At 63.2% G+C, this 24,063-nt stretch carries 21 protein-coding genes; 17 read left to right on the top strand and 4 right to left on the bottom strand.

Annotated elements, in window-relative coordinates; all coding sequences use genetic code 11:
• Window positions 1–4 precede the first annotated feature (4 nt).
• From leuD to J2Y68_RS14095, 5 genes are all read left to right on the top strand, one after another.
• Window positions 5–607 (top strand): 3-isopropylmalate dehydratase small subunit, encoded by a 603-nt coding sequence (gene leuD / locus J2Y68_RS14115; protein WP_309994393.1) that lies wholly within the window; start codon window positions 5–7, stop codon window positions 605–607.
• A 241-nt stretch (window positions 608–848) separates the two neighbouring features.
• Complete coding sequence (murA, locus tag J2Y68_RS14110; RefSeq protein ID WP_309994391.1) at window positions 849–2,174, top strand: UDP-N-acetylglucosamine 1-carboxyvinyltransferase; 1,326 nt, start codon at window positions 849–851, stop codon at window positions 2,172–2,174.
• Window positions 2,175–2,185: 11 nt separating this feature from the next.
• A complete protein-coding gene (locus J2Y68_RS14105; RefSeq protein WP_309994389.1) occupies window positions 2,186–2,959 on the top strand; it encodes a lysophospholipid acyltransferase family protein in 774 nt (257 codons plus the stop codon).
• Window positions 2,956–4,008, top strand: coding sequence for an NAD(P)H-dependent glycerol-3-phosphate dehydrogenase (locus J2Y68_RS14100; RefSeq protein ID WP_309994387.1), 1,053 nt, complete (start codon window positions 2,956–2,958; stop codon window positions 4,006–4,008). Before J2Y68_RS14105 ends, J2Y68_RS14100 begins: the two co-directional genes overlap by 4 nt.
• Window positions 4,008–5,144 (top strand): D-alanine--D-alanine ligase family protein, encoded by a 1,137-nt coding sequence (locus J2Y68_RS14095; protein ID WP_309994385.1) that lies wholly within the window; start codon window positions 4,008–4,010, stop codon window positions 5,142–5,144. The genes J2Y68_RS14100 and J2Y68_RS14095 overlap by 1 nt, the downstream gene beginning before the upstream one ends.
• Here the strand turns inward: J2Y68_RS14095 and J2Y68_RS14090 are convergent, their stop codons facing one another.
• On the bottom strand, window positions 5,145–5,654 hold the full coding sequence (locus tag J2Y68_RS14090; protein ID WP_309994383.1) for a DUF3515 domain-containing protein: 510 nt from the start codon (window positions 5,652–5,654) through the stop codon (window positions 5,145–5,147).
• 135 nt (window positions 5,655–5,789) lie between these two features.
• Between J2Y68_RS14090 and thiL the strand changes: the two genes are divergently transcribed.
• From thiL to rsmD, 4 genes are read left to right on the top strand one after another with little or no spacing between them, the layout of a single operon-like run.
• Window positions 5,790–6,788, top strand: a complete 999-nt coding sequence (gene thiL, locus J2Y68_RS14085) for a thiamine-phosphate kinase (protein ID WP_309994577.1) — start codon at window positions 5,790–5,792, stop codon at window positions 6,786–6,788.
• A gap of 22 nt (window positions 6,789–6,810) precedes the next feature.
• The gene (locus tag J2Y68_RS14080) at window positions 6,811–7,887 is read left to right on the top strand and encodes a DAK2 domain-containing protein (RefSeq protein ID WP_309994381.1); all 1,077 of its coding nucleotides are present in this window, start codon (window positions 6,811–6,813) and stop codon (window positions 7,885–7,887) included.
• Complete coding sequence (locus tag J2Y68_RS14075; RefSeq protein ID WP_309994379.1) at window positions 7,877–10,132, top strand: ATP-dependent DNA helicase RecG; 2,256 nt, start codon at window positions 7,877–7,879, stop codon at window positions 10,130–10,132. The genes J2Y68_RS14080 and J2Y68_RS14075 overlap by 11 nt, the downstream gene beginning before the upstream one ends.
• A 39-nt stretch (window positions 10,133–10,171) precedes the next feature.
• Window positions 10,172–10,738 carry a 16S rRNA (guanine(966)-N(2))-methyltransferase RsmD gene (gene rsmD, locus J2Y68_RS14070; protein ID WP_309994377.1) on the top strand — a complete coding sequence of 189 codons (567 nt, stop codon included), beginning with the start codon at window positions 10,172–10,174 and terminating at the stop codon, window positions 10,736–10,738.
• Between the two features lie 13 nt (window positions 10,739–10,751).
• Here rsmD and J2Y68_RS14065 read toward each other — a convergent pair whose 3' ends face one another.
• Together J2Y68_RS14065 and J2Y68_RS14060 are read right to left on the bottom strand one after the other, a co-directional pair.
• Window positions 10,752–11,546 (bottom strand): spermidine synthase, encoded by a 795-nt coding sequence (locus J2Y68_RS14065; protein WP_309994575.1) that lies wholly within the window; start codon window positions 11,544–11,546, stop codon window positions 10,752–10,754.
• Window positions 11,543–12,814 (bottom strand): aminotransferase class I/II-fold pyridoxal phosphate-dependent enzyme, encoded by a 1,272-nt coding sequence (locus J2Y68_RS14060; RefSeq protein WP_309994376.1) that lies wholly within the window; start codon window positions 12,812–12,814, stop codon window positions 11,543–11,545. The genes J2Y68_RS14065 and J2Y68_RS14060 overlap by 4 nt, the downstream gene beginning before the upstream one ends.
• Window positions 12,815–12,849: 35 nt before the next feature.
• On the opposite strand from J2Y68_RS14060, the gene coaD reads away from it, so the two are divergent.
• The 8 genes from coaD (at window position 12,850) to J2Y68_RS14020 (ending at window position 19,100) form a co-directional block, all read left to right on the top strand.
• Window positions 12,850–13,350 carry a pantetheine-phosphate adenylyltransferase gene (gene coaD, locus J2Y68_RS14055; protein WP_211713506.1) on the top strand — a complete coding sequence of 167 codons (501 nt, stop codon included), beginning with the start codon at window positions 12,850–12,852 and terminating at the stop codon, window positions 13,348–13,350.
• 164 nt (window positions 13,351–13,514) lie between these two features.
• Window positions 13,515–14,042 carry a YceD family protein gene (locus J2Y68_RS14050; RefSeq protein ID WP_257369064.1) on the top strand — a complete coding sequence of 176 codons (528 nt, stop codon included), beginning with the start codon at window positions 13,515–13,517 and terminating at the stop codon, window positions 14,040–14,042.
• 33 nt (window positions 14,043–14,075) lie between these two features.
• Entirely contained in the window at window positions 14,076–14,279 is a 204-nt protein-coding gene (gene rpmF / locus J2Y68_RS14045; protein ID WP_011775139.1) for a 50S ribosomal protein L32, read from the top strand.
• A 23-nt stretch (window positions 14,280–14,302) separates the two neighbouring features.
• Complete coding sequence (gene rnc, locus J2Y68_RS14040) at window positions 14,303–15,013, top strand: ribonuclease III (protein ID WP_309994374.1); 711 nt, start codon at window positions 14,303–14,305, stop codon at window positions 15,011–15,013.
• A 6-nt stretch (window positions 15,014–15,019) separates the two neighbouring features.
• The gene (gene mutM / locus J2Y68_RS14035) at window positions 15,020–15,979 is read left to right on the top strand and encodes a bifunctional DNA-formamidopyrimidine glycosylase/DNA-(apurinic or apyrimidinic site) lyase (protein WP_309994372.1); all 960 of its coding nucleotides are present in this window, start codon (window positions 15,020–15,022) and stop codon (window positions 15,977–15,979) included.
• A gap of 30 nt (window positions 15,980–16,009) precedes the next feature.
• Window positions 16,010–16,774 (top strand): hypothetical protein, encoded by a 765-nt coding sequence (locus tag J2Y68_RS14030; RefSeq protein ID WP_309994371.1) that lies wholly within the window; start codon window positions 16,010–16,012, stop codon window positions 16,772–16,774.
• Window positions 16,775–16,782: 8 nt separating this feature from the next.
• Window positions 16,783–18,075: an MFS transporter gene (locus J2Y68_RS14025; RefSeq protein WP_397335103.1), complete on the top strand. Its 1,293-nt coding sequence runs from the start codon at window positions 16,783–16,785 to the stop codon at window positions 18,073–18,075.
• On the top strand, window positions 18,072–19,100 hold the full coding sequence (locus tag J2Y68_RS14020; protein WP_309994369.1) for a TolB family protein: 1,029 nt from the start codon (window positions 18,072–18,074) through the stop codon (window positions 19,098–19,100). Before J2Y68_RS14025 ends, J2Y68_RS14020 begins: the two co-directional genes overlap by 4 nt.
• Before the next feature lie 36 nt (window positions 19,101–19,136).
• Here the strand turns inward: J2Y68_RS14020 and J2Y68_RS14015 are convergent, their stop codons facing one another.
• Window positions 19,137–24,026, bottom strand: coding sequence for a DUF4082 domain-containing protein (locus J2Y68_RS14015; RefSeq protein WP_309994367.1), 4,890 nt, complete (start codon window positions 24,024–24,026; stop codon window positions 19,137–19,139).
• Window positions 24,027–24,063: the final 37 nt, after the last annotated feature.

Genomic DNA, 24,063 nt, shown 5'->3' with positions numbered 1-24,063 from the left:
TCCCATGGAAGCATTCACAACCCACACCGGCATTGGTGTACCGCTGCGCCAGAGCAACGTGGACACCGACCAGATCATCCCCGCGGTCTACCTCAAGCGCATCACCCGGACCGGCTTCGAGGACGCACTGTTCGCTGCCTGGCGCAAGGACGAGTCCTTCATCCTCAACCAGGCGCCCTTCAGTTCCGGCTCCGTGCTGGTGGCCGGCCCTGATTTCGGCACCGGTTCGTCCCGCGAACACGCTGTCTGGGCCCTGAAGGATTACGGTTTCAAGGCTGTGCTCTCCTCGCGGTTCGCCGATATTTTCCGTGGCAACTCCGGGAAGCAGGGCCTGCTGGCCGCCCAGGTTGCCCAGGACGACATTGAGCTGATCTGGAAGGTTCTGGAGAACCAGCCCGGCACCGAGGTGAAAGTGGACCTCGTCAGCAAGACAGTGGAGTGCGGCAACGTCGTAGCTCCCTTCGAGATCGACGACTACACACGCTGGCGCCTCCTGGAAGGCCTGGACGACATCGGGCTGACCCTCCAGCATGAGGAAGACATCACGGCGTACGAGGCCACGCGCCCGTCCTTCAAACCAAGGACGCTGCCGGCGAAAGTTCAGTAGCCACAGCTAATGGCTTCGGAATTGCGCTGAGAGAGGACCGCCGGCGCCCCGTAGGAGGGGCGGGCGGTCCTTTTTCGTCGGTCTTTGACCGCACTTTTGCTGCGCCGCCGCTGCTCTTCGGCGCGAAGCCGATCCTCGTGCCGCCGGGTGCGTCCATTTCGGTTCGGTAACGCGAGCTTCTATGCTTAGCTGGAGCCTTTGTAAGTTTGGGGGGCGAGTAGTCGTGAGGAAACCGGTATAGATGAGTAGTGTTCTGACAATCCGCGGTGGCGTCCCGTTAACCGGGCGAGTGACCGTTCGCGGTGCCAAGAACCTGGTGCCCAAGGCCATGGTTGCCGCGTTGCTGGGCAGTGAACCATCGGTGCTGAGGAACGTGCCGGAGATCAAGGATGTGGAGGTTGTCACCAGCCTGCTGCAGCTCCATGGAGTGACCGTAGCGAAGGACCCCGTGACGGGTGACCTTACGCTGGATCCCCAAGGCGCCAAAACCGCTTCCAGTACCGCTATTGACGCGCACGCCGGCGACTCGCGGATTCCCATCCTCTTGTGTGGGCCGCTGATCCATGCCATCGGTGAGGCTTTCATTCCCGATCTTGGCGGCTGCAAAATCGGTGACAGGCCGATCGATTACCACCTGAACGTGCTCCGCCAGTTCGGCGCCGTGGTGGAAAAGCGTCCGGGTGGCATCCACATCTCCGCTCCCCATGGCCTGCATGGCGCCAAGATTTCGCTCCCGTACCCGTCCGTGGGAGCCACCGAGCAGGTCTTGCTCAGTGCGACCCGCGCCGAGGGCATCACCGAGCTCATTGGGGCTGCGACGGAGCCGGAAATCATCGACCTCATCGCGGTGCTGCAGAAAATGGGCGCGATCATCAGCGTCCAGACGGACCGCACCATACGCATCGAAGGCGTCAAGGACCTGCGCGGGTACAACCACCGGGCGCTGCCAGACCGCAACGAGTCCGCTTCCTGGGCTTCTGCTGCACTGGTTACCCGTGGCGACATCTTCGTCGAGGGCGCCTCGCAGCGCGACATGATGACCTTCCTGAACACCTACCGCAAGGTCGGTGGCGGCATGGACATCGGCGACGACGGCATCCGTTTTTACCACCAGGGCGGCAAGCTCTCCCCGTTGGTCCTGGAGACCGACGTTCATCCTGGCTTCATGACGGACTGGCAGCAGCCCCTCGTGGTTGCCCTGACCCAGGCCGAGGGCGTTTCGATCGTCCACGAGACCGTTTACGAGAACCGCTTCGGGTTCACCGAAGCCCTGGCGCGGATGGGTGCGAACATCCAGGTGCACCGTGAGTGCCTGGGGAGCGTACCTTGCCGTTTCGGTCAACGGAACTTCCTGCACTCGGCAGTAATCTCCGGACCCACCCCCTTGCGGGGAACGGACATCGACATCCCGGACCTCCGCGGCGGTTTCAGCCACCTCATCGCTGCGCTTGCCGCAACGGGCACCTCCAAGGTGACCGGCATTGACATCATCAACCGCGGATACGAGCGCTTCACCGAGAAACTGGCTGGCCTGGGCGCCGATTTCGACATCACTACCACCAAGTAGCGGGAGATCCTGTGAAGGAATCGGCCAAGAGCCGTGCCACGTTTATCTTGCTGGCGGGCCTGGCGCGCCCCTTGATGAACATCCTGATGAACAAAAAATGGGAGGGGCTGGAGAAACTGCCTCAGGGCGGTTTCATCGCGGTACCCAACCACTGCACCGAGATAGACCCCATCGTCGTAGGTCACATGGTCTACAACCAGAAGCGGCCACCACACTTCCTGGCCAAGGCCGGACTTTTCAAGGTCCCCGTTTTGGGGGCCCTGCTTCAGGCCACCAAGCAGATTCCGGTTGAGCGCTCGACGGCGGGCGCCAACCGTTCGCTGCAGGTCGCCAAGGAGGTGGTGGACGCCGGTGGCGCCATCATCATCTATCCCGAGGGGACACTGACCCGTGACCCCGACCTGTGGCCCATGAAGGGGCACACCGGGGCGGCCAGGCTGGCGCTGCAGACCGGGGCGCCCGTGGTGCCCATAGCCCAGTGGGGTGCCCATGAAGTCTTTCCGCGGTACGCCAAGCGCTTCCACGTCTTCCCGCGCAAGACTGCCCGGGTACTTGTGGGGGAGCCCGTGGACCTGAGTGCCTTCGCCGACCGTCCGCTGGATCGAGCCACGTTATCCGAGGCCACGGACGTCATCATGGATGCCATCACCAAGCTGCTTGAAACACTTCGCGGCGAGGCTGCTCCCGCGGAACGTTGGGACCCGGCTGTGCACAAACAGTCCAAGCATGGCCGCTTCGTCGAACGTGGATCCACAGGCGCTCCGGAACCGGAGGATGGCGAATGACCCTTTTGGAAAGCCCGTCAACGACCCCGGAGACGATTGCCGTCCTGGGGGCAGGCTCATGGGGAACGACGTTTGCCAAGATCCTCGCAGACGCGGCCGCCGCATCCGGTGCCACCCGCAGCATCCGGATCTGGGGCCGGCGAGCCGAGGTCGTCGCCGAGATCAACTCGGTACATCGCAACGGGCAGTACCTCAAGGACATCGAACTGCCTTCGTCCATTACTGCTTCCACCGACGTCGCCGAAGTGCTGAAGGACGCCACATTGGTGGTCTTGGCCGTCCCGGCGCAGTCCCTGCGGCCGCAACTGGGCGAATGGAAAGCACTCCTGGCACCCGAGGCCGTGGTCGTGTCCCTGATGAAGGGCCTCGAACTGGGCACGGATGCGCGCATGAGTGAAGTCATTGCCCAGGAATTGGGGCTCCCCGCTTCGCGTGTAGCCGTGGTGTCCGGACCAAACCTGGCCATGGAGATCGCCAGGGAGCAGCCCACTGCCTCAGTGGTTGCCTGCAGTGATAACGAAACAGCCTCTGCCATCGCGCTTTGCTGCACGGCGCCGTATTTCCGCCCCTACACCAGCACCGATGTTGTTGGTGTTGAGATCGGCGGGATCGTCAAGAACGTCATTGCCCTTGCGGTGGGTATTTGCGAGGGACGCCAGATGGGCGACAACACCAAGGCATCCGTGATTACCCGCGGCCTGGCGGAGACCTCGCGCCTTGCCCTGGCTTTGGGCGGAGAGGCCCTCACCATGGCCGGGCTTGCCGGGCTCGGTGACCTCGTGGCCACGTGCTCGTCGTCGCTTTCGCGTAACCACACAGCTGGCCGCCTGCTCGGCGAAGGCCTCAGCCTGGAGCAAGTGGCCGAACAGATGACCCAGACTGCCGAGGGCATCAAATCCGGCCCTGCCGTCCATGAGCTCGCAGGCAAACTGAATGTTGAAATGCCCATCACGGCTGCCGTAGTGGCCGTGCTTGAAGGCAGAATGTCCGTTGATGACCTGGGGCCGCGACTGTTGGCCCGGGCACTGAAGTCCGAAGGCGACTACTGATGGTGACTGAAGATTCCACTCCTGCGACACGCCGCCCCCGGGTAGCGATCCTCTTTGGCGGGCGGTCAAGCGAGCATGCGGTCAGTTGCGTCACGGCTGCCGGTGTCATGGGCGCCATCGATAAGGACAAGTACGAGGTCATCCCCATCGGCATCGCCAAGTCGGGACAATGGGTCCTGGCCTCCGGCGACACCAGCCAATGGTCCTTGAGTTCCGCAGCGCTTCCCGAGGTAGCTCCGTCGGGCCGGACTGTGACCCTGGCAGAAGTTGGCGGCGAGCACCAGCTCATCGTCACCGAGCCCAATGAGGTTCCGCAGGAGCTTGGTTCCGTCGACGTCGTCTTCCCGCTGCTGCACGGGCCGTGGGGAGAGGACGGAACTGTCCAGGGCCTCCTTGAACTGTCGGATACGCGCTACGTTGGCGCCGGTGTACTGGCCTCGGCGGTGGGCATGGATAAGCACTTCATGAAAGTGGTGTTCGAAGCCGCCGGATTAACCGTGGGACCCTACGTGGCCGTGACTGACCGTGACTGGCTCACCGATGCGGAGGCGGTCAGGAAACGCGTTGACAAGTTGGGTTTCCCGGTGTTCGTCAAACCGGCCCGGGCAGGTTCCTCCATGGGCATTTCCAAAGTGGACTCCTTGGAGGGTCTCGACGCTGCCATCGAGGAAGCCCGCCGGCACGATCTCAAGCTGGTCATCGAAGCAGGAATCGTTGGCCGCGAGATCGAGTGCGCCGTCCTCCAAGGACGCGGCACCGACGTTCCCCGCACTTCCATGCCGGGCGAAATCGCGGTGGCTGCCGGCGACCACCAGTTCTACGACTTTGCTGCCAAATACGTGGAGGACGGCGCCGCGGCCCTCAGCTGCCCGGCAGACATGCCCGAGGACGCCATCGCCCGGGTACGCGAGTTGGCCGCCGTCGCCTTCGATGCCGTTGGCGCGGAAGGCCTCAGCCGTGTCGATTTCTTCTACACCCCGGCCGGCGAGCTGATCATCAACGAGATCAACACCATGCCTGGCTTTACCCCCAAGAGCATGTACCCGCAAATGTGGGCGGCATCGGGCCTGGCTTATGCCGATCTGATTGATGAACTGATCCACTTGGCGCTGACCCGCAAGACAGGCCTGCGCTAACTACTTGCCGGTGGGTAGGTTCTGCAGGTCTTCCTGGCCGACGCACTTCCCGGTCGCCTTGATCTTGCCTACGGCCGCGGCGAGTTCCGTCAGGACCGTCGCCGAACTGATGTTGGCCGCTTCCAGCTTGACGGGATCAATCAGGATCTCCGTCGCGGGTTCCCGGCCGAACGTCGTCAAGGTATAGACGGGGTCGCCTTCCTTGATGACCCAATCGATGTCGTTGACGCTCACGCAGCGGTCGGTGGTGGGGCCGGGAACATTCACGCCGCACCGGAGAATCACCTGCGATGGGTCGCCCCAGGCTGCGGTTGCCTGGCTGTTCGTCTTCCGGAGCGCAGCGTCGCCGATCTGGTCCGGAAGGGCCACCATCATCGGGGCGCAGGCAGGATTGGCGGCATCCGAGGCTGCCGTGACGTCTACGGCCGGTGAACAGGCCGTGATTGCGAGGGCGGAAGCAGCGGCCAGTGACGCGGAGATGGCAGTCCGGCGGAGGGTCTTGTGGTGCATGGATCCAGCCTATCCCGCGCGTGCTGCCGGGCAGATTCGCGTTATCCCGGTCACAATCCGGGGGTCCTGTGGAGACGGCCCCGGCGCTATCCTGTCGGTGGATCGCGATAGCGTAGAGCCGTGCCCGCAGAACAAATGATCGTCCAAGACCTTTCGGAGTCCGAGCTCCTTGCCCGGATCTTTCCGCGCCTGAACCACAGTCCCGGCATTTTGTTGGGACCCGGGGACGATGCTGCCCTGATCGCCGCTCCCGATGGCCGCACCTTGATCTCCATCGACACGCAGACCCAGGACCAGGATTTCAGGCTGCAGTGGAACAACGGCTACCGAACCACAGGGTTCGATGTCGGTTGGAAAGCTGCGGCCCAGAACCTCAGCGACATCAACGCCATGGGAGGCACGGCTACTTCCTTGGTTGTCAGCCTGACCATGCCCCCGAGCACCCCTGTGGAATGGGTCGAATCCTTTGCCGATGGCCTCACCGCGGCGATTACGGCGTTGGGCCCCATCGACTGCTCCGTTGCCGGTGGAGATTTGGGGCGCGGCCGCGAGATCGCGGTGACGGTGGCCGTCGTCGGTTCGCTGGCCGGTCTGGCCCCAGTGGTGCGTTCGGGCGCGAAACCGGGCCACCTTCTTGCCGTGGCAGGCACCCTGGGCCGGGCGGCGGCCGGGTGGGCCCTCCTTGAAAGTGACGTTCCGCTGGGCAGCCTGTCAGCGGAACTCCGGGCCCTGGTGGACAGCCAGTGCCGCCCCCTGCCCCCACTGGCAGCCGGCCCTGCTGCCGCCCGCGCCGGGGCCTCCGCCATGCTCGATATCTCGGACGGCCTGCTGCGCGACGGCAATCGGCTGGCTTCGGCAAGCGGGGTGGTCCTGGACTTCGACCCCACGGCCCTGAAGGCATACGCGGTACCCTTGGAACCGGCAGCAGCACTACTGGGTGCAGACGCGATGCCTTGGGTCCTTGGTGGGGGAGAGGACCACGGTTTGCTGGCTACGTTCCCAGCTGGCGTTCAGCTGCCGGAGGGCTTCACTGCGATAGGCTCGGTTCAAGCCGTTGTCGAGCCGCCAGGCAGCGGTATCCGGATTGCCGGGCAAGCCGCTGACACCGTTGGATGGGATCACTTTGCAGACTAAGATCGCCGCGAATGCGCACGCCATGAAACGTTGGCTCGGCAAAGCGGAAGTAGTCCTGGGGAACCATAGCGACCGCCTTAACGCGATCAACATTTTCCCTGTCGCCGACGGCGATACGGGCACCAACCTCTATCTCACGGTCCGGGCTGCCGTCACGGCCCTGGGTGGCGCCACCCCGGATTCCACCGAAGCAGGAAACGATGTCGGAGCGGTTCTTTCCAAGGCAGGCCAGGCCGCCATGGAGCAGGCGCGCGGTAACTCCGGGACGCTCTTCGCCGTCTTTCTCTGCGCAGCAGCTGAGCCCCTCGCCGGCAAGTCGCGGCTGAGCGCCCCCCTGCTCGCAACTGCCTTGAACAGGGCACAAATCCGGGCGTGGTCGGCGTTGAGCGAACCCGTTGCCGGCACCATGCTTTCGGTCCTGGAAGCCGCTGCAAACGCAGCCCAGGCCGTGGAGGCGGCCCAGAACGGTGATGACAGCAACCATGCCTTGGGTCTTTCCCTTGATGCCGTAGTGGACGCCGCCTACCAGGCCGTTGTCCGAACCGAAGACGAACTCGCGCAACTTCACGAAGCCCGCGTGGTCGACGCCGGGGGCGTTGGCATGCTCCTGGTTCTTGACTGCCTCCGCTCGGCTGTCCTCGGTGAGGAACTCCAGGATGAGCTGTTGGACGGCCTGCACGGCTACAAGCTGCAGGATCCGCATATCCATGAGCACATGCCTGCCGATGACGGTGTGGAAGTCATGTGCACCATCAGCCTGTCGCCGCTGAACGCGGCCATCCTCCGGCAACGCCTGGACGAAATGGGCGATTCCGTGATCATGAGCCAGGTAGGCGGAGCGCAGGGCCCGGATGACGACGACGAGCCTGCCGTGGAAGCCAGCTACCGTTGGCGGGTGCATGTCCACGTCCCCGATCCTGAGCCCGCCGTTGCCCTGATCCGTTCGTTGGGCGAACCTACGGACATCGCCGTCAGCCAGCTCGCGGTTCCGTCCGGCGCTGCCCAAAGCAACAGTGCCCAGGACACGTCTGCCCAAGACACACCTGCCCAAAACAACCCTGCACCCGGCGACCCGGGCCAGTCACGGCATGAATTCTGAACTCGAACTGCCCCTCGAACGCCGTATCGGCAAGCGGTCCGCTACCGTCATCGAGAAACACCTGGGCCTGAAGACCGTCGGTTCCCTGCTGAACTATTTCCCACGCCGCTACCTCAGCCGTGGTGAGCTGACACCCATCAACAACCTCCCGCTGGATGAGGAAGTCACGCTGATTGCCCGGGTGCTGTCCAACAGCACCCGCCAAATGCGTGCCCGCCGAGGTTCCATCACCGATGTAGTGGTAACCGACGAAGCAGGCGGCAGCAACGTGCCTGGCACCTTGAAGGTCAGCTTCTTCAACGGCTTCAGGGCCAAGTCGGAGCTCCTCGCGGGCCGCCGGGCGATGTTCTCGGGCAAGGTGACCCGCTACGGTGGCGCCTTGGGCCTGACCAACCCAGACTTCCTATTGCTTGACGAGGACCCCGGAGCCGAGGGCTCCATGGACCCCGAAAAGCTCGCTGCAATGCCCATCCCGGTCTATCCGGCCACCGCGAAACTCACCAGCTGGTCCATCCACAAAGTCATCAGTGCCCTCCTCGAGACCGTGGACCTGGATGCGATGAGTGATCCCCTCCCGGAGGACATCGTTAGCAGGGACCGGCACCTCAGTGTTGCCGAAGCGTATCGCCTGATCCATTCGCCGGAGACCGCCAAGGATTGGCAGCGGGCACAGGAGCGTTTCCGTTACCAGGAAGCGCTTGTCCTGCAGGCAGCCCTTGCTCGCCGACGGGCTCAACTCGCGGCGGAGGAAGCGACGGCCCGCAGGCCAGTCAGCGGCGGTTTGCTGGGCAAGTTCGACCAAAACCTGCCGTTTACCCTCACCGCCGGCCAGTCCGCCGTCGGGAAGACGCTTGCTGAAGAACTCGCCCGTGACACACCCATGAACAGGTTGCTGCAGGGTGAAGTGGGGTCCGGTAAGACCATCGTTGCCCTCCGGGCGATGTTGCAGGTGGTGGACGCCGGTGGCCAGGCCGCCCTCCTTGCTCCCACCGAGGTCCTCGCCGCCCAACACTTCCACTCGATCCGCCGGACACTGGGAGGGCTTGCGCGGGACCATGTTTTCGGTGGCGCAGGCATGCTTGGAGGGGACCCGGCGCAAGAAACTGTCCAGGTGACGCTGCTGACGGGTTCCATGCCTACTGCCGCCAAAAAACAGGCCATGCTGGACGCCGCGTCCGGTAATGCAGGCATCGTGATCGGCACGCACGCTTTGCTGAGCGACAAAACGAGCTTCCAGGATCTCGGCTTGATTGTGGTGGATGAGCAGCACCGCTTCGGAGTGGAGCAGCGGGATGCCCTCAGGGCCAAGGCGCAACGCCCCCCGCACTTGCTGGTCATGACAGCCACGCCCATTCCGCGGACTGTTGCCATGACAGTGTTCGGCGATCTTGAAACGTCCATCCTTGACGAGCTTCCTGCGGGGCGTGCCCCCATTTCAACGCATGTGGTGGGGCTCGCGGAGAACCCCGGATGGGTGGACCGGATTTGGAAACGGTCCCGTGAGGAAGTCGAATCGGGGCACCAGGTGTACGTGGTCTGCCCCAAGATCGGATCGGACGACGACGGCGACTTCAGTCCTGGGGAAGCGGAACCGAGCGACGCCGACCTAGCGGACGACGGTCCGTCACGCGAGCTCGCGTCGGTGACGGCCGTCGTCGAAAGCCTCCTGGATGAGCCGTCCTTGGCCGGTGTCCCGGTGGCGCCGCTGCATGGCCGGCAGGATCCACAGCTGAAGTCCGACACCATGGCCTCATTCGCGGCCAACCAGACCAAGGTCCTGGTGTCCACGACCGTCATCGAAGTGGGTGTGGACGTCCATAACGCCACCCTCATGGTGATCCTGGACGCTGACCGCTTTGGAATTTCGCAACTCCACCAGCTGCGTGGCCGGGTGGGCCGCGGTGGGTTGCCGGGCACTTGCCTGCTGGTGACTACTTTGGAACCAGGACACCCGAGCCGCCGCCGCCTGGAAGCCGTGGCCTCGACCACTGACGGTTTTGAGCTCTCCCAGGAGGACCTGAAGCTTCGCCGGGAGGGCGACATCCTTGGCGCTTCCCAGTCCGGCGGCCGCTCAACACTGAAGCTGCTCCGTGTCCTTGACCACGAGGACACTATTGCGCGGGCACGCACGGACGCCCAGGCACTGGTGTCAGAGGACCCCGCATTGGAGCACCAACCCGCCCTCGCCGCGGCAATCGACGAATATTTGAACCCCGAAAAGGAGGCGTTCCTTGAACGCGGTTAAGAGTCCAGGGACGCCTTGCGGCCTGGAAGGCACCAACCCATGAGCCGCATCATCGCCGGTGTTGCCGGCGGGAACCCCCTGGTGAGCGTCCCCGGAACAGCGACGCGGCCCACGACGGACCGGGTCAAGGAGGCGCTCTTCTCCCGCTTGGAGTCCTTGGCGGTCATTGATGGGTTTCGGGTACTTGACCTCTATGCGGGTTCGGGTTCCCTGGGAATTGAGAGCGCCAGCCGTGGCGCCCGCAGCGTGGACCTCGTGGAGTTTGACGCCAAGGCCAGCGATGTCTGCCAGCGCAATGCTGACCTGGTGAACCAGGTGGTCGGCGGCAAGAGGGTATCGGTCCACAGGTCAAAGGTGGAATCGTTCCTTGAACGTGCCGGGGAAGCTGATCTGTGGGACCTGGTCTTCCTGGACCCTCCCTACCCCTTGGACGAAGTTGCCCTCAGCGCTGTGCTTGCCAAACTGGCACCGCACTTGGACGAGGCTGCCGTAGTCGTGGTGGAGCGAAGTTCGCGAAGTCCCGAACCCGTGTGGCCGGAGTCCTTGGAGTGTTTCGCGGATAAGAAGTATGGCGAGACCAAACTGTGGTTCGCGGAACCGTCCTGAGGTGTGTTCCTGCCTAGGCCGTGATGCGGTCCAGGTCGACGCCTGTGAGTACCGCGGCCGGGTGGGGTCCGCGGGCGAGGAGTTCGGCCGTCCATCCTGACGGCCATGGTTTCCGGGTTCCAACCAGGATGATGTTGCCCGGGTATCGGCCCGCGAACATCCCCGATTCTGCGAAGGCGGCGACGTCCGGCATGGCTGCCCGGAGTGCAGCCACTTGGCTGCGCACCAGTGTCAGGGCGGGTTCGTCTCCCACGTTGATGATCAGGACGCCGTCGGGGCCCAACCGGGCTGCTGCCTCCTCGTAGAAGTCCCTGCAGGCGATGTGGGCGGGGGCTTCCGGTCCGGAGAAGATGTCAAGGATAACGACGTCGAACCTCAGGTGGGCTGGCAGCTCACCCAGCGCGTCGCGAGCGTCGCCGATATGGGTTGTCAATATGGTGCCCTCGGGCATGGGCAGCTTCTGGAGTACAAAGTCCAGGAGTTCACGCTCGAGCTCAACCGCGTACTGGTCCGAACCCGGACGGGTTGCCTGGATGTAGCGGGCCAACGTGAGTGCGCCCGCTCCAAGGTGCAATGCCGTGATGGGCGTGCCCGGTTCTGCTGCAAGGTCCACCACGTGTCCGATCCTGCGCAGGTACTCGTAGAAGATCTCTGCTGGGTCCTGCAGGTTGACGTGGGATTGTTCTGCCCCGCCGATGCTGAGGATGTAGCTGCCGTCTATGAGGGTGTCCGCCTCGATGGTGGCATGTTGGCCCGTGGTCCGCAGGAAGCGTGCGGCATGGGGCTCAGCCGGGCCGACGGGGTTCAGAGCCGGTCCTTGAGTGTGGCCAGACGTTCGGCAGCTTCTTCCAAAACCCCGGTCTTTTTGCAGAAAGCGAAGCGCAGGAGGGAACGGGTCCGTTCGGCACCTTCGGGGTGGCAGAACACTGGAACAGGAATTGCCGCCACTCCCACGAGTCCGGGCAGGCGCCGTGCGAGGTCCACGGAATCGCAGATGCCCAGCGGGGCGGTGTCAACGTTGATGAAGTACGTTCCGCTGGGGGAGTACACGCCGAACCCGGCGGCACGCAGGCCTGCGGCGAGGATGTCGCGCTTGTGCTGAAGCGTTGTTGCGATGCCGGTGTAGAAGTCGTCCGGTAGCGCGAGGCCCACCGCGATGGCGCTCTGGAAGGGTGTGCCGGAACTGTAGGTCAGGAATTGCTTTACTGTGCGCACCGCCGCTACGAGGTGTTCCGGACCGCTCAGCCACCCAATTTTCCAACCGGTGAAGGAAAAGGTCTTGCCGGCGGAGGAGATCGTGATGGTCCTCGCAGCCGCTCCCGGGAGTGACGCGACCGGGATGTGGGCTGGACCGAAAGTCAGGTGCTCGTACACTTCGTCGCTGACGATCATTGCGTCGTACTTGGCAGCCAACTCAACGACTTTGGCCAGTACATGCCGGGGGAAGACAGCACCGGTGGGGTTGTGCGGATTGTTGAGGAGGACAACCTTGGTCCGGCTGCTGAACGCGTTTTCCAGGGCGTTGAGGTCAGGCATGAAGTCCGGCGCCAGCAGGGGAGCGGTGACGTGTTTGGCGCCTGCCAGGCCAATGATGGCACCGTAGGAGTCGTAGAACGGTTCGAAGGTCAGGACTTCATCGCCGGGCTGCACGAAAGCCAGCAGCGCCGCGGCGATTGCCTCGGTAGCACCGGTGGTGACCAGTACTTCCGTGTCCGGATTGGGGTCCAATCCGTAGAACCGCTTCTGGTGGGCTGCGATTGCTTCCCTCAACGCGGGTACGCCCTGGCCGGGTGCGTACTGGTTGGCTCCGGATGCAATGGCTGCCTGGGCCGCGGCCTTGATCTCGGACGGGCCGTCCTCGTCCGGGAAGCCCTGGCCGAGATTGATGGCGCCCGTTGATACCGCCAGCGTTGTCATCTCCTCGAAGATCGTTACGCCGAGCCCTCCGTCGGGAGACAGCAGGTTCGCTCCGAGGGCCGCCCGCTGCCACGGGGCGGTGCTGCCAGTACCGTGAGCTGATCCGTTGCCGGCGTATGTATCAAGGGGGCTGCTGCCTGCGGATGCCATGGGAGCCATGGTATCCCGGCAGGGCCATGGGGTAGGTTCGTCTCATGAGACGCGCGGTATGCCCTGGATCTTTTGACCCTATCCACAACGGACATCTCGAAGTCATCGCCCGGGCTGCCGGCTTGTTTGACGAAGTCATCGTGGCGGTGTCCACGAACTATGCCAAGAAGTACCGGTTCAGCCTTGAGGACCGCATGGAGATGGCGCGCGAAACGCTGGCCTCGTTGCGCGGGATCATCGTGGAGCCCATGGGTGAAGGGCTCCTCGCTGAGTACTGCAGGAACCGGGGTGTGTCCGCAATCGTCAAGGGCCTTCGGTCCTCTTCGGATTTTGATTACGAGCTGCCGATGGCCACCATGAACCGCCAGTTGACCGGCGTCGAAACCGTCTTCCTGCCGGCGGAGGCGCATTACGTGCATCTTTCTTCCACCCTGATCAAGGAGATCAGCGTGCTGGGGGGCGATATCTCCGATTTCGTCCCTAAGTCGGTGCTGAAACGGCTCCTCGCTGGCGAGCCGCCCACCGAACCGCCGCGCAAGGGGTAAGCTTGCTGGGTACCTTGCGCCTTCACGCAGAGTTCCCAGCTGAAACCACCGTGCCTTTGCGCGCGCCCGGCGTCGGTTTGAGTCCTCCAGCGAGATCAGGCTAAGATGGTACGTCGGTCATATGTTCTACAGGAGTTCTCATTAAGCGAGATGCAAGTTCGCCCTTGGCGCTGGTAGTCAAGGACCTTGGACGCAGTCCAGGGACCATGCGGACACTCAACGAGCATGTACCTGCGCCAAGTGACCTTGGTGTGGCGCTCATTGGCGTGAAGGAAGGCTCGGATATCGAGCTGGATCTTCGCCTGGAGGCCGTACACGAAGGAATTCTGGTATCTGGCTCCGCCCTCGTCGAAGTAACCGGCGAGTGCGGGCGATGCCTGGATCCCCTTGCGTATGACCTTGAGGTCAATGTGCAAGAACTTTTCTTCTACGAAGGCGTTGAGCTTTCGGGTGAAGAAGACGATGAAGAGCAACGTCGAGTCGAGTACGATCTGATCGATCTTGAGCCGGTGTTGCGGGACGCAGTTGTCACTATGCTGCCGTTCCAGCCGGTGTGCCGGGAAGACTGCCAGGGTCTGTGCTCCGAATGTGGAGCGCGCCTGGAAGACGAGCCGGGGCACCACCACGAGGTCATTGACCCTCGCTGGGCTGCCCTAGCTGATCTGGCTAAGACTGACCGGCAAACCGATTAGTAAGTGTTCGTCTAAGAGAGAAATGAGATAGCCGTGGCTGTTCCCAAGCGGAAAATGTCTCGCGCAAATACACGCGCCCGCCGTGCCCAGTGGAAGGCAACTGCCCCCAACTTGGTCAAGACCATCGAAAACGGTCAGGTTACCTACAGCCTGCCGCACCAGGCAAAGGTCGTCACTGACTCTGCCGGCACCGCGCTGTTCCTTGAATACAAGGGCCGCAAGGTCGCAGACGCCTAATCTGCCGTACAGGCTGACTAAGGATGTCTTCAACTGAAGAGCTTCTGAAGCGTCTCGGTGTCTCCATTGACACCGAGACGCTTCGTCTTGCTCTCACACATCGCTCATACGCGTATGAGAACGGCGGGATCCCCACCAACGAGCGCCTCGAATTCCTCGGCGACTCCATACTGGGCTTCTCGGTCACCGATTCCCTATACCGTGAGAACCCCTCGCTGCCTGAAGGTGAACTTGCCAAGCGGCGTTCCGCCGTCGTTAGTACGCGGGCGTTGGCCGGTATTGGGCGCTCCATCGGCGTCGGCGAGTTCATTTACCTCGGGCAGGGCGAGAAGCTGACAGACGGCAAGAACAAGGCTTCCATCCTGGCTGACACCATGGAAGCACTGATCGGTGCCACGTATCTGTCGAACGATATCGAAACCGCGCGCCAACTGGTCATGCGCCTGGTGGGCCCGCTCCTAAAGGACGCAGGCGCCCTCGGTGCCGGGACGGACTGGAAGACGAGCATCCAGGAACTGACTGCCAGCCGGCAACTTGGGGCCATCCACTATGCCGTGGAAGGTTCGGGGCCGGACCACGCCAGGACGTTCGAAGCCGTCCTGAACATCGGTGGAACCCCATACGGCCGCGGCTCAGGACATTCCAAGAAGGAAGCGGAACAGGAAGCAGCCGCTGATGCGTGGCGTGCCCTGACCGCTTTGGATCCGACCCCTGCCGGCCCTGCAACTGCCTGAAAGCCCATGCCTGAGCTTCCCGAAGTAGAAGTAGTGCGTCGCGGCCTGGCCCGTTGGGTCCGCGGCCGGACCATTACTGGAGTGGACGTCCTCGATCCGCGCTCCATCAGGCGCCATGATCTCGGGACCGAAGACTTCATCGGGAACCTGGAACATGCCACGGTGCTGGATGTGGTTCGCCGGGGGAAATTCCTGTGGTTGCCCTTGGCCATGAGCACCCCGCGCGAGGCCACCCCGGAAGACCTTCCACAGGTGGCGCTGATGGCGCATCTGGGCATGAGCGGCCAACTGCTGATGCAGGACCCGGACGTGCCGGACGAAAAGCACCTCAAGGTCCGGATCAAGCTCAGCCCGGTGGCCGGTATGCCGGAGCAACTGCGGTTTGTGGACCAGCGGATTTTCGGTGGTCTCTTCGTGACGTCGATGGTGCCCACGTCTGACGGCGGCCCTGGCGGCCTGGGCGAAACGCCCTTGCCCGAAATCGCGGAGGAAGCATCGCACATTGCCCGGGACCCGCTTGACCCGCACTTTTCCTTCGACGCGTTCTATCGAAAGATCAAGAACCGAAAGACGGGCATCAAGAGGGCGCTGTTGGACCAGTCCGTCATTTCCGGCATTGGCAATATCTATGCCGACGAAGCCTTATGGCGGGCCCGCATCCACTATGCCAGGCCCACGGATACCATGCGCCGTGCGGACGCCGGGCGGCTGATTGAGGCCGTGAAGGACGTGATGAACGCGGCGCTGGCTGCAGGAGGGACGAGTTTTGATTCCCTCTACGTCAATGTCAACGGCGATTCCGGATACTTCGCCCGTTCCCTCAACGCTTATGGACGGGCCGGCGAATTGTGTCGCCGCTGCGAAGCTGTCGGCCTGCACAGCATCATGAAGAGGGAACAGTTCATGAACCGCTCTTCCTATACCTGCCCGGTGTGCCAACCGCGCCCGCGGAATGGGCGTTGGTAGCGCCAAAACTGTTCCGGAATCCGGATCGCAATGGCAGACTGTCCCCATGAAGCGCGTGGCCCCCCGACAGCCGCTCTGCGGCGTACCCAGCCCGGCCAAGCCATGATGGCGCGGCGGCTGGTCATTGCAGGTATTTGCCTTGCCGTGCTGATCGCCGCCGTGGCAGTCATTTTCGATCAAATGGCTGGAAAGACCGGATCCACCACCGCCCAGGAATCCTCCAGTTCACGTCCCGCGCCCAACCCGTCCGGCGCGACCGAAACCTCGGCCGGAAGCGCTCCGGGCGACGGCTCGCCGTCGTCGGGCTCGCCAAGCGGCGGGCCCCAAGGAACCGGCAGCGACGGCCAGTCCACGCCCAAACCCCTGGAAGTCCTTCCGCCTGTGACTGCGAGCCCCACTGGCTTGCCCCAACCATCCGCACCAGCGCCCCTGATCTCGGGTGCCCTGCCGGCGCCGGGAACAGCCGCAGGCGAGGTCGTGGACGGGTGGCCAGCTGACATACTCACCTTGCCTGCCGGAACAACCATAGGTTCCACCTCAGTGTCGACATCCGGCAACGCCCTTCAATTGACGGCGGACGGGATCGTTTCCAAGCCCCAAAGTGAAGTGCTGGCCTCCTTCAGCCAGTCCCTGGTGTCGCACGGGTTCTGGTCCGAGCCGGCTCCCGCGGCTGACGGTGCGGTGGCTTCACGGTTCGTTCGTGGAACCGACACGGTGACCGTTTCCGTGACGACGACGGGTACCGGCGCCTCACGCTTCCAGCTGCTGGGCACTTTGCACACGACGGCGGGCTAGGGGCGGCCATGTACATTTCGCTTTCAGACCGGGGCGGCAAACGGGACAAGCCGCAGGCTACGGGAACGGCACTGCCAAGCGAGGTGCCGTTCCGGTTGTCACCGGTGATCCTGTGGTTGGGCATCGTCAGTATGGTCACCGACGTCTCTTCGGAATCGGTGACCGCCATCCTCCCGCTGTATGTGACCGGATTCCTCGGGTTATCCACCATCGCGTTTGGCTTCATTGACGGGATCAACCAAGGTGCCAGCGCCATAGTCCGGATTGCCGCGGGCTGGGCAGCGGACCGCAGCGGCCACCCGAAACGGATCGCGTTGGCCGGGTACGGCCTGTCCATGGTTGCAAGGATCGGTTTCCTGTTTGCCGGTGGATTCTGGGCTATTGCCGCTATTGTCACGGGGGACAGGATCGGTAAGGGCATCCGCACCGCCCCCAGGGACGCACTTATCTCCGTGTCCGCACAGCCTGAACACCTGGCCAGGTCCTTCGGCGTGCACCGGATGCTGGACAATATCGGGGCGGCAGCAGGGCCGCTGATTGCGTTCTTTGTCCTGCTGATGATTCCCAATGGTTTCAGCACGGTTTTTGTTGTGTCACTGGCCTTCGCGGTGATCGGCGTGGCCGTCCTTGCGCTGATTGTCCCGGATGTCCGGGCGGATGGCCTTCGGGGCGCAGGAGAACGTGACAGGCGCAGGCTGTTCGCTTTTTCGTGGAGCCACCTGAAGGAGCCGGGGCTGGGGAAGGTGCTGATCGCCGCGGGGCTGTTGGGCTTGGTTACCATCGGTGACGGCTTTATCTACCTGGTCCTGCAGGCCAGGGATTCTTTTGCTGTCCAGTGGTTCCCGCTGTTGTTCGTGGGCACCAATGTGGTCTTCCTGGCGTTGGCGGTTCCTTTGGGACGACTGGCGGACCGGGTAGGCAAGATCCCGGTTTTTGTTGGCGGGCATGTAGCGCTCCTTGCCACCTATTTCCTTGCGGCTGCGCCCCTCGGCGGTCTTGGCACCACGGTAGGCTGCCTGGTTCTGCTGGGTGCGTTCTATGCGGCCACAGACGGCGTATTGGCCGCCTTGGCCAGCCAACTGACCCCGCCGGGGAAGCTGGCCACGGGCATCGCTTCGGCCCAGACAGTTGTGGCGCTCACCAGGATGACCGCCTCCGCCGGGTTCGGCGTGCTCTGGTACGCAGTGGGTGCATCAGCAGCCATGGTCGTAGCGGGCGCCTTGCTGGCTTGTGCGGTCCTGGCTGTCGTCTTCATCCTGCGGGGGACCAAGCCGGCACATGACGCGAACGCCGACGCATGAGTGGAGCGCTGGCCTCGGGCAAGATTCGATGGGGCCTTCTGCTGGTGGTGACTGCCTTGGTCTTGGCGGGGGCGGGAATCTATGCGATTGGTGCTTATCAGCGGTTTGAGGAGAGCCGGTCTGCCGCTTCGACGGTGGGTATCACAACAGCCCAGCCACTTCCGGACGTTCCTTTTGTCCTTTTCCGGAACACAGCTTCCGGGCAGGGCTATGGCCACGCAGCCACTGTTCCCTTAGCCGCTCCCGGGGGAACCCGGGCCGTGAGCGAACAGGAATGCGACCGGGTCTACGGAACAACGGAGTCCTCTGTCTGCCTCAAAACCAACCGGGGCCTGGTCACTGCCTTCGAAGCCACCGTGTTGAACCGGGACTGGGAACCCCAACGCTCGTGGCCCATCAAAGGCATACCCAGCAGGACCCGGATCAGTCCTGATGGCTCAATGATCGCCACCACGGTGTTTGTCACGGGCCACTCCTACGCCACCGCGGGGTTCTCGACGGCGACGGAGATCACGCAGTCGGGAGGAGCTCCGGAGAACCTGGAGGACTTCGCCCTCCTGGTCAACGGACAACGGCTGGTGGCCACTGATAGGAACATCTGGGGAGTGACGTTCGTGCCAGGCCAAAAGGATGCCTTCTACGCCACGGCGGCGTCGTCGGGGCGTATCTGGTTGGTCCGCGGAAGTATTTCGGCAAAGACGCTGACCGCTGTACACGACAACGTGGAGTGCCCATCGATTTCGCCTGACGGGACAAGGATTGCCTTCAAGAAGAACGACGGCGGTGCTTTGGCTGCGCATTGGAAGGTGGCTGTACTTGACTTGGCAACGGGACAGGAGACAGTGCTTTCCGAGAAGCAAAGCGTCGATGACCAGATTGAATGGCTGGATAACAGCAGTGTCCTCTACGGACTGGCGGACCAGGCCGTAGAGGGCGACAGCAACATCTGGAGGCTGGACACCGAACCGGCATCACAGCCCGTGCTGTTCATTGCACACGCGTGGTCGCCCAGCGTCGTCCGTTGAGTAAATCGTCCGTTGAGTGAGTCGTCCGTTGCGCGTTCAGCAGAGCGGCAGCAGTCCGCAGAGCAAGCCACCGGACTGGGTGGGGCTTGGCGACGGGCTCGGTGACGCACTGGGCGAAGCCGTTGGCGTGGGCGTGGGCGTCGTCGTAGCTGTGGCGGTTGGCGATGGGGACGGCGCCGCCAACTGCTGGGCGGGTGCGGCACTGGAGTAGACAACGTCCACGAAGTAGTTCGTCGCAGCAAACGAGCTGGCCGGCATGACACCTCCCGAACCGTACCGGTAGCGCCCGTTGTTGGGCCCCGAAGCGGTGAAGACTCCGGATGTCCAGGTTTGGTTGAAGAAGCCCTGCGTGTACGAATACCGGCCGTTCGGGGCACGGTAGGAAACCACGTACGTCTGGCCGGTCGACAAAGCCACAGGTGTGGCCAGGGTGGCGGTCTGCCATCCTGTTGCCGTCTCGTTGGTGAAGGTCACTTGAGCCAGCCGCGTGCCCGCCGAGTTCCAGAGCGAGCCCACGTGGGTTCCAGTGTTTCCAGTCCCCTTGTAGAAGCGGATGCCGGTGACGCTGCCACCCTGCGAAACCGTAAAGGCCGTGCCCAGTTCCACGGACTTGGTATCCGAGGATGCCGCGACCTGAGGGGTCAGGGAACCGAAGATGGTGCTCTGTTGCACGGCTGCGCTCGCCGTGGTGAATTGCCAGCTGGTGGGCGGCAGGGTCTGTCCCTGGGGGGTGCTGACGCTGGACACGTTGGCCGTTATTGCTGTGCTTGCAGGAAGGGCCGCCGACGGGGTGAAGGTGATCGTCCTGGCATCTGCCGACAGAGCGGCCGATCCCGCAACGGAGGACCCATTGGCGGTCAGCGTGAACGTCGCACCGGGATTGATTCCTGCAGAGAACGTAATTGAGGGCTTGACGTCCGTCGGGATCGAGCTGGCACCTGGCGCAGGCACCTGGTCGGTGACGCTCAGTGGTGGCGATGCTTGGGCAAAGACCAGATCGACGAGGTAGCTGGCCGTCGAAGCAGTGTTGGGGAAGTCACTGCCGTAGGCGTACATTCCGGAGTCAGACTCAACCTGCAAGGGTCCGCTCGTGAACCCGGCACCGAATCCACCGGCGGTGTAGGAGTATTTGCCAGTGGACGACTTGTAGGCCGCTATGTACTGTGTATCAGCCTGGATGGTGACTGGTTGGCTGAAGCTTGCAGTCTGCCATCCTGTGCTGGACTCGTTGCTGAAGGTGATCGAGGCGAGTAGTTGTCCCGTGAGTGAGTACAACGACCCCGTGTGCGTTCCGGTGTTTCCGCTTGATTTGAAGAACCGGATACCCGTGATCTGCCCGGCTGTATCACTGCTGAACCGAACCCCAAGGGCCAGCGGCGTGGCGTCATCTACTTCGGGAGTGGTTGGCGTGGCTGTGTCTTGGTACAGCGTGCACGGGCATGACCCAGGTATCCGCGGTACCGGGACTGTGGTGAATGACCATACATTTCCGGATATTGGCGTCCCGGACGAAGCTGTGGCTGTGACCGTCGCTGTGTAGCTGGTGCCATTTGCCAGCGCCGAGCTCGGTGCGAACGTTACTTTACGGGTCGCCTGATCGTAGGTGGTATTTCCTGCCACTGGCGTTCCACCGGCAGTCTTCAATGACAGTGCCACGCTGGAGGCAACCGCCGCCTCTGAAAGCACTCCACTGACAAGGGTGTCCAACGGAACACTCGATGCGTTGGACAGCGGCGACTGGCTTCCCACCGTGAACGGCGGAGCGGAAACCATGACGACGACATCCACCAGGTAGCTGGCCGTGGACCGGGAACCCGGGAAGTCGGTGCTGTAGGAGTATGCGCCCGCATCGGACGTTGTTCGCAGCGGGCCGACACTCAACCCGTTGCCGAAGCCGTTGCTGGTGGCGGAGTATGCACCGGTCAGTGACTTGTATGCGGCGATGTACTCCGTGTTCTGGGTCATTTGGACGGGTTGGCTGAACATGGCGGTCTGCCAGCCCGCGCTGCTTTCGTTGGCGAACGTCACGGTCGCCAACTGCTGCCCGCTGGCCGAGTACAGGGCTCCGGTATGCGTGCCCGTGTTACCCGCCGACTTATAGAAGCGGATCCCTGTCACCTGGCCGGCGGAGACGCTGGAGAATCGGACCCCCAGGGTCAGGGGCACTCCGTCCTGGATCTCTGCGATTCCCGGGGTGACGCTGTCGTTGTAGAGGCTACAGGGGCACGATCCCGGTGGCGGAATCGTGGCCGCTGTGGTGAAGGACCATGTACCGCCGGACGTCACCGGGCCTCCGACGGTGTCAGTGGCAGCGAGCGTTACGGTGTATTGCGTGCTGAAGGCCAGTTGCGAGCTGGGGGTAAACGTTGCTTTCCTGGCCACTGCGTCGTACGTGGTGGTGCCCGCTACCGGGCCTGCGGAGGACTGCACGGTCAGCTTAACGCTGGCAGCGGTGACAGGCTTGGAGAACACACCGCTCACTGTGGTCGACACCGAGACGCTCGAGGAGGACGGGATGGGTGTCTGGCCGGATACCGTCAGCGGGGAGGTATCGGTGGTGCTGAACACCGCGTCCACAAAGTAGTTTCCACCGTTAAAGCTGGAGGTCGGGAACCCTTGGGAGCCGCTGTAAACGCCAGCCGGTTCAGCGCCGAATCCGCCAGCCACTTTCAGGGGCGCATCGTTGGATCCGGTGTAGGCCCACTGGAAGTCCTTCGTGGCATAGTGCCCCTTGGGCGCCCAGTAGGAGACCGTGTATTTCTGGCCCGCGGTCACGGGTACCGGCTGACTGAACAGGACGGTCTGCCAGCCGGATGCCGTTTCGTTGGTGAACGTGGCCGTAGCCAAGCGTGTGCCGGCGGAGTTCCAAAGAGATCCAGTGTGGGTTCCGCTGTTGGCAGTGCTCTTGTAGAACCGCGCGCCTGTAATGAATCCGTCGGCGGAGGGAGTAAAGCGAAGCCCCATCTCGTACGCGCCGCCGTCTCCGGAATCGGCTACTGCTGGAACCGTCTGGCCAAAGACGCTGTACGGGCCCTTCAATGCGAGGTTTCGGGTGGCTGGGACCCCAATGTTCGCGCTGTCATCGATAGCCCTCACTTGGATGGTCGCGGTATCAAGGCCCTTCTGGATATAGGTGTATGTCCAGTTCTGCTTACCTTGTGCGGGATGCCACGTGGCACCGCCATCCGTTGACACTTCGACGCCGGCCACTATGCCGCCGACGTCAGCGGCCGTACCTGAGACAGTGACACTGCTGCCATGCGCCACCGTTGCGGCGTCGGCAGGAGCGGAGATGGTCACGGTGGGTTTGGTGGTGTCGGTGCTCGCCACGGCAGCCACGAGATCAGATGCCCTGGTGGCTGGCTGCGCACCCATATCCGCCAGCAAGTTCAGCTGCGCCTGACGCATGCGGACATCGGCAGCCGCGCCGCCGCCGTCGTGCGTCTGGTCCAGCCCCCACGTCCACTGGACGCTGCCGGCGGAGAACACCAACGCCCCACTCGCCGCCCGGTAGAGGGTGATGTGATGAGTGGTGGTCCCCGGCTTGACAGTGTTGCCGAAGTCCTGGAGATATTCGCTGACGTTGCCCGTCGTTGTGGACAGCTGAACAAGGCCAGCTGGCCTGAACCCGTTGTCCAGGTCTTCGTCTGACTCGTACCCTACGGTGTGCGGTGCCAGCGCTGCGGAACCGCCCGCTGGCAGCGAAGCCAATGACGTGTTGCGCCACAGCCGGGATTTTCCTTCCGCCGCCGACACTGTCACTGGAAGGTCGGTGAAGTTGGACATATACAACGTGCCGGTCAGCCCGTTCTCAGGCAGGCCGCCGCCATTGGCTTGCGAGGCGAACCGTGGGTCGCGCCACGTGCCCGTCCACTGGGTGGTGGGATCGATCTTGTTGTTGGACCAGGTTTCCTTGTAGCACGTCAGTGTCCTGCCCGCTGCTCCGTCCACCGACGACGGTTCGAATCTGGTGCGCCAGTACATCTCGTTGCCCGAGAGGAACTGCAGGTTCACTCCGGCGTCCCGGGCGGCCGTTACATTTGCCCGCTGTGGCCCGGACCAGTACTCGTCATGCCCTACCGAGAGGAACACTTTGTGGTTCAGCAACTCCCCACCGCTACGGTCGGCGTCGAGGCCGCTGATGTAACTGACATCGAAGCCATTCTGCTCCAGGAACCGCACCATGGGGTATTCGTTGGCGAAGTAGAAGTCGCGGCCACCAATCCCGCCGCGGGTAGCAACAGGTCGGTTGTAGCTGATTTTGTAGGCCCGGCCATTGACTGAACCCTCATAGAAGTCCGAACCGCCGTAAGAGTTGTAGGCCTGCCATGTCTGGTCCGCTGTCTGGAAGACCACAGGGGAATGATTACCATCGTTACGGACGATGAAAGTGATGTGGCTCTGCCCGCCCGTATCAGGCCGGGTGAGCAGTGCGATGTAGACGCCGGACACAGCGGTTGCCGGGACCTGCCAGGTTGCCGACACGGCCCAGGTACCGCAATCGTAGAGCTCCGTCGTAAGGTCGCTGCGGCAGGCAGGTTGTGTCTGGCGCAGCACCGACGGCGTGACATCGGCGATCTTGCGGGCCCCGTTGCCCCCGTACCAGCCGGTCCGGTAAATCGCGATGGTGTAGGTGGACGCCTTGGTGTCGACTTTGAACCGGATGGGCTGGCCTGCATTCACGCTGATTTCCGTGGCGAAGCCCTGGATGGTGTCGTCACCCGCGCCGTCAATATCCCACTCCGACGGCGGACTGCCGGGCTTCGAATTCTCGCAGACCACCGGATTCACCACGGGGTCGCAAGGTCCCGCAGCCATAGCCGTCGTAGCGCTGAGGGGCAGAAGGGCCCCCACCATGGCGATCACCAAGGGTACGAGAAAACCCTTGAAGACCCGCTGTGGTCGGGAAGCTGAAGGACCGGGCATCAGAACTCCTGGAGTGGTACGCCGATAGCTAAGACGG

The organism is Paenarthrobacter nitroguajacolicus (assembly GCF_031455195.1).
GTDB lineage: Bacteria > Actinomycetota > Actinomycetes > Actinomycetales > Micrococcaceae > Arthrobacter > Arthrobacter nitroguajacolicus_D.
Note: the sequence above shows the minus strand (reverse complement) of the source record. Positions and strands in the feature narration are given on the sequence as shown.